The 5,088-nt window shown below is 67.0% G+C and carries 6 protein-coding genes; 2 read left to right on the plus strand and 4 right to left on the minus strand.

What is annotated here, in order from left to right; genetic code table 11:
- Positions 1–192, plus strand: a 192-nt coding sequence (locus VGD20_RS00345) for a hypothetical protein (RefSeq protein WP_331132546.1), incomplete at its 5' end; no start/stop codon positions are given.
- Positions 193–231: 39 nt separating this feature from the next.
- Positions 232–768, plus strand: a complete 537-nt coding sequence (ppa, locus tag VGD20_RS00350) for an inorganic diphosphatase (protein WP_331132547.1) — start codon at positions 232–234, stop codon at positions 766–768.
- A 101-nt stretch (positions 769–869) separates the two neighbouring features.
- Here the strand turns inward: ppa and VGD20_RS00355 are convergent, their stop codons facing one another.
- The 4 genes from VGD20_RS00355 to VGD20_RS00370 all read right to left on the minus strand — a co-directional run bounded on the left by VGD20_RS00355 (position 870) and on the right by VGD20_RS00370 (position 4,935).
- The gene (locus VGD20_RS00355) at positions 870–1,805 is read right to left on the minus strand and encodes a mechanosensitive ion channel family protein (RefSeq protein ID WP_331132548.1); all 936 of its coding nucleotides are present in this window, start codon (positions 1,803–1,805) and stop codon (positions 870–872) included.
- Positions 1,802–3,007 (minus strand): cystathionine beta-lyase, encoded by a 1,206-nt coding sequence (gene metC, locus VGD20_RS00360; protein WP_331132549.1) that lies wholly within the window; start codon positions 3,005–3,007, stop codon positions 1,802–1,804. The genes VGD20_RS00355 and metC overlap by 4 nt, the downstream gene beginning before the upstream one ends.
- A gap of 70 nt (positions 3,008–3,077) precedes the next feature.
- Positions 3,078–3,920, minus strand: a complete 843-nt coding sequence (gene sseA / locus VGD20_RS00365) for a 3-mercaptopyruvate sulfurtransferase (protein WP_331132550.1) — start codon at positions 3,918–3,920, stop codon at positions 3,078–3,080.
- Positions 3,921–4,098: 178 nt separating this feature from the next.
- A complete protein-coding gene (locus tag VGD20_RS00370) occupies positions 4,099–4,935 on the minus strand; it encodes a hypothetical protein (protein ID WP_331132551.1) in 837 nt (278 codons plus the stop codon).
- Positions 4,936–5,088: the final 153 nt, after the last annotated feature.

Below are 5,088 nucleotides of genomic sequence, written 5' to 3' on the forward strand. Positions count from 1 at the left end.
GAACGTATTGAAAGCGCGATTCGCGCCGCAACCGATGGCAAGACGCCGGTCCGGCTGATCGTCGAGCGCGGCGGCCGCTATCGCAATATCGAGATCGACTATCATGGCGGCCTGCGCTGGCCGCACCTCGAAAAAACGGGCGGTGGCCCCGACTGGTTCGATCGGCTATTGGCGCCGCGCCGCCAACTGTAAAGATTCGGCGGAGAACAGAACAAAGGACTCCATTCTCCCATGCGCATCGACCTGATTCCTGCGGGCGACAGCCCGCCCGACAGCCTCAATGTCCTGATCGAAGTTCCGATCGGCGGCGAGCCGGTGAAATATGAATTCGACAAGGCATCGGGCGCGCTGTTCGTCGACCGGTTCCTGCACACCCCGATGCGCTACCCTGCCAACTATGGCTTCGTCCCGCACACGCTCGGCGAGGACGGCGATCCGCTCGATGCCCTCGTCGTCGCGCGCTCGCCGATCGTCGCCGGCGCGGTGGTCAAGTGCCGCCCGATCGGCGTGCTGAAGATGGTCGACGACGCCGGCGGCGACGAGAAACTGCTCTGCGTCCCCGTCAACAAGACCTTCCCCTATTACGACAAGGTCGCGACCTACAAGGACATGCCCGAAATCGTGCTCCAGCAGATCGAGCATTTCTTCACCCACTATAAGGATCTCGAACCCGGCAAATGGGCGAAGCTCAACGGCTGGGGCGATGTCGACGAGGCCAAGAGCATCATCGTCGAGTGCATCGAACGCGCGAAGAAGATCGGCTTCTGACCTTCACTTTCTCGTCATTGCGAGCGTAGCGAAGCAATCCAGGGGCGGCCTTGCGCCGCTCTGGATTGCTGCGTCGCCTTCGGCTCCTCGCAATGACGCATTTATGACTTGGGCGTCTCGTCCGTATCCGGCGCCCCGACCATCCGCACGTCGGTCCGCGGATAGGGAATGCGGATTCGCGCTTCCGTGAAGCGGTCCCAGATGCCGAGGAACACCTCGCCCTGGATATTCCCCAGCCCCGCCTCGGGATCCGAAATCCAGTAGCGCAGCTCATGCTCGACCGCGCGTTCGCCGAAGGCGGTGATCCAGACGACCGGCTCGGGCTCGTTCAGGATGCGCGGATTTTCCTTCGCGGTTTCGACCATCAACCGCTGCGCGAGCCTCAGGTCGCAGTCATAGCCGACCGGCACGCGCATCCGCACCCGCACCTCGGGGCTCGCATAACTCCAGTTCTCGACCGGCTGGGTCATCAAAAGTTCGTTCGGGATCAGGTGCTTCTTGCCGTCGCGCGTGATGACGTTGACCGCGCGCACCCCGATCTTGGCGACGCGCCCGACATTGGGCACGCCGCCGGGTAGCGCCGACCCGCCCATCGAACTGCCGTCGCCGACGACGACGATGTCGCCCGGCTTGATCGAGCGGTCCATGAGCAGGATGATCCCCGCAATCAGATTGCCGACGGTCTTCTGCAGCCCGAAACCGATCGCGAGGCCTGCCGCGCCCGAGAAGACCGCGAGCGCGGTCAGGTCGATGCCGAGCAGGTCGATTCCGAAGAGCATCGCAAAGACGAAGAGCGCGATCGCGATCAGCTTTTCGGCGAGGAGACGCTGCGTCGCGTCGATCTGGGTATTGCGGCGGAGCAGCCATTTGATCGACCGCAGGATGATTCGCACCGCAAGGTACAGCAGCACCGCGACGACGATCGTCGAGAAGAGCCCGTAAAGCGACAGCCGGTACGAGCCGACGTCGATACCGATCGCCTTCAGCGCCGCGATCGTGCGGACGACGCCTTCGGGCAGTCCGTCCATCCGGGTCATCCCGCCATCGCGGCAAAGCCGCGTTCGAGATCAGCGATCAGGTCGGCGGAATGTTCGAGACCGACCGAGAGGCGGACGAGCGAATCGGTGTCGGTCCACGCCACCGCGGTGCGAATCTCCGCCGGATTGCTGGGGACAACGAGGCTTTCATAGCCGCCCCAGCTGAAACCGATGCCGAAGGCCGATAGCGCGTCGATGAAACGGGTTCGGCCGGCGTCGTCGGCGTCCTTCAGCGTGAAACCGAACAGGCCGCTCGTTCCGGTAAAGTCGCGCGCCCATATGGCATGGCCGGGATCGCCCGGCAGCGCCGGATGGAGCACGCGGCCGACCTCGGACCGCCCGGCAAGCCAGTTCGCGACCGCAAGACCGTTTTCGCCGTGCCGCGCCAGCCGGACATCGAGAGTGCGCAGGCCGCGCAGCATCAACGCGCAATCGTCGGGGGATACCGACAAGCCAAGCTGATAGGTCGCGTGCCGCAGCCGGGGCCAGAGCACCTTGGTCGCGGTCAGCGCCCCCATCATCGCATCGCTGTGCCCGCCGACATATTTGGTCAGGCTCATCGCCGTCACATCGACCCCGAGCGCGAGCGCCGGAAAGAGCAGCGGCGTCGCCCATGTGTTGTCGAGCATCGTCGTCACGCCCCGCGCGCGCGCGCGCGCGACGATCGCAGGGACGTCCTGCATCTCGAAGGTCAGGCTGCCCGGCGATTCGAGGAAGATCAGCTTCGTTTCGGGCGTGATCAGATCGGCGATGCCGGCGCCGATCGACGGATCGTAATAGGTGGTGGTGACACCGAAACGCGCCAGCATGCCGTTGCAGAACGAGCGCGTCGGTTCATAGGCGCTGTCGACCATCAACAGATGATCGCCCGGCGAGAGGAGCGCGAGCAGCCCGGCCGAAATCGCCGCGACTCCCGACGGGTAGAGCAAGGTCCCTTCGGCTCCCGGCTCGAGATCGGTCAACGCGTCGGCGAGCGCCCAAACGGTCGGCGTCCCGCGCCGGCCGTAATAAAGCTTGTCGTGCGTCGCATGGCCGCGCGCCTTGAGATCGGCGATATTGTCGTAGAGGATCGTCGAGGCACGCCACACCGGCGGATTGACGACGCTGCCGCCCAGACGCGGGTCGCCCGTCCATTCGGGCCGGCGACCGCCCTGCACGAGCTTCGTCGCGGGGCGGAGGTTCGGATCGTCGCTGCTGCTCATGCCCGTCTTGTTAGCGTGCCGCTCGCCAAAAGCCAGCGGCACGCAGACCGGGCAGCGCTTCGGAACGGGCTCAGGCCGCGCCGGTCGCCTTCGGCGTCGCCGGATCGGCACCCCATTCGGCCCAGCTGCCGTCATAGACCGCGACATCATCCTTGCCGAGCAGGTGCGCGCCGAAGGCGACGACGGTCGCGGTCATCCCGCTGCCGCAGGTCGTGACGAGCGGCTGGTCGAGATCGATCCCCGCGGCGTCGAAGGCCGCCTCGAGCGCATCGCCCTGTTTCCACGTGCCGTCGGCGTTGAACAGCTCGCCATGCGGCAGGCTGCGCGAATTCGGGATATGGCCGGGCGCAAGGCCGGGGCGCGGATCGCGTTCCTCGCCGGTGAAGCGCGCGGCGGGGCGCGCGTCGACGACCTGCTCGGCGCCGCTGTCCAAGTTCGCGAGCATCTGTTCCTTGGTGCGCACCGCCTTGGCATCGCGCCATACGGTGAAATGGCGGTGGCGCAGGGTCTGCTTGCCCATTTCGAGCGCACGGCCTTCGGCCTTCCACTTGGCGAGGCCACCGTCGAGCAGCGCGACATCATGCGCACCGAACAGTTTCAGCAGCCACCAGGCGCGCGCCGCGCTCTTCAGCGGGCTGTCATCATAGATCACGATGCGGCTGCCGTCGCCAAGGCCGAGCGACTGCATGCGGCTGGCGAATTTTTCGGCGGGGGGCGCGGTATTTTCGATCGCAGAAGACGCATCGGTCAGTTCGGCCAGGTCGATAAAGACCGCACTGGGGATATGACCCGCTTCATATTCGGCGCGCGCGTCGCGTCCGGCGTCGGCCATAAATTTCGTCGCATCGACGACCCGCAAGTCCGATGCCCCCAGTTCGCGTTCCAGCCAGTCGGTTGAGACCAAGGCGTCCATGTCATGCTCCTGTTGCGACCGTCCGGGAACCTGTTTGCCTGTCCCTCGCCCGGCCATCCTGCTGTGGCTCTTTGTCTTTCCGGGGAAAACATAGCCTATGCCCCCACCTTTGCTTTTTCAAGCGGGGTCAGTCCTGCCTCAGCCGATGCTGCACCGCAACAAAAAAGCGGCAGGGAAGCTACTGGCTGCGCCGGATCGCCGTCGAGCGCGCCGCAGGGCGGTCGACATTATAGGACGCGCGGTCGAGCGCCAGCGGCGCGAGCTTGTCGCCTGCGCCGGGCGCCGCGGCGCGGCCGAGCACGAAGCTGCCCGCATTCTGCCCGAACGCCTCGCCCTCGCCGTCCCAGTGATAGGTCACGTCGAATGCCATCACCGGGACCAGCATCGGCTTGCCGCCGATCATCAGCGGCTCGATCGCGGCGCGCGGCAGCATGACTTCGGTCGACAATTCCTCGCCCGCGCCGACCCCGAGCAAGATGTCGTCGCGCAGCACGCTGCCGCCCGCGCCGTCGAAGAAACGGCCGAGCACCGGCTCGGGCATCGCCGATCCCTGATTGAGCGCGATGCGGACCATCAACCCGGTCGCGGGCAACGTGCCCTCGTTCACCAGATGGAGCGTAAAGCCGACCGCGACATGGTCGGGCGCGAAGCGGATGCTGCGAACATCGAGCGCCATGCCCACCTGCGCGCGTTGCTCGCCGCTCGCGCGCGTGACGAGCGGCGAAGCCGGACGCGGTTCGTCGCGAAGGGCGGGTCGGGCCGGAGCAGGCAGCGGCGCCGGCACAGGCGCAGCGGGTCTTGCGGGCGGCGTGGCAGTGCGCGGCGCGGCGGGTGGCGCGGGAACGCGAGGCGCCTTTTCGACCTCGTTGGCGCCGGAGCCGGCAAGCGCAGCGCGGCGGCGCCAGTACCAGAAACCCGCACCGGCGGCGGCGAGCGCCGCGAGCAACCAGGCCCAGAACGGCGTGCCTGCGCCGGCGCTCGCCGGAGCAGCGGCGGCCGGGGCATCGTCAGCCACGGGTGCCGCAGCCGGGAGCGGTGCGGCGGTGGGCGCGGCGATATCGGATGCGCCGGACTGTCGGGGCGGCAATGCCGGGCTGTCGGAGGCAGCCGGTTGCGCGGAATCCGGTGTACCCGATGCCGACCGCGGCGTGGCCGGGGCCGGTTCTTC

This window comes from Sphingopyxis sp. (assembly GCF_036402335.1).
In the GTDB taxonomy this organism is placed as follows: Bacteria; Pseudomonadota; Alphaproteobacteria; order Sphingomonadales; family Sphingomonadaceae; genus Sphingopyxis.

Excerpts from the sequence above, each read along its gene's own strand:
- ppa (WP_331132547.1), top strand. The coding sequence starts at position 232 with ATGCGCATCGACCTGATTCCTGCGGGCGACAGCCCGCCCGACAGCCTC.
- VGD20_RS00355 (WP_331132548.1), bottom strand. The coding sequence starts at position 1,805 with ATGACCCGGATGGACGGACTGCCCGAAGGCGTCGTCCGCACGATCGCG.
- metC (WP_331132549.1), bottom strand. The coding sequence starts at position 3,007 with ATGAGCAGCAGCGACGATCCGAACCTCCGCCCCGCGACGAAGCTCGTG.
- sseA (WP_331132550.1), bottom strand. The coding sequence starts at position 3,920 with ATGGACGCCTTGGTCTCAACCGACTGGCTGGAACGCGAACTGGGGGCA.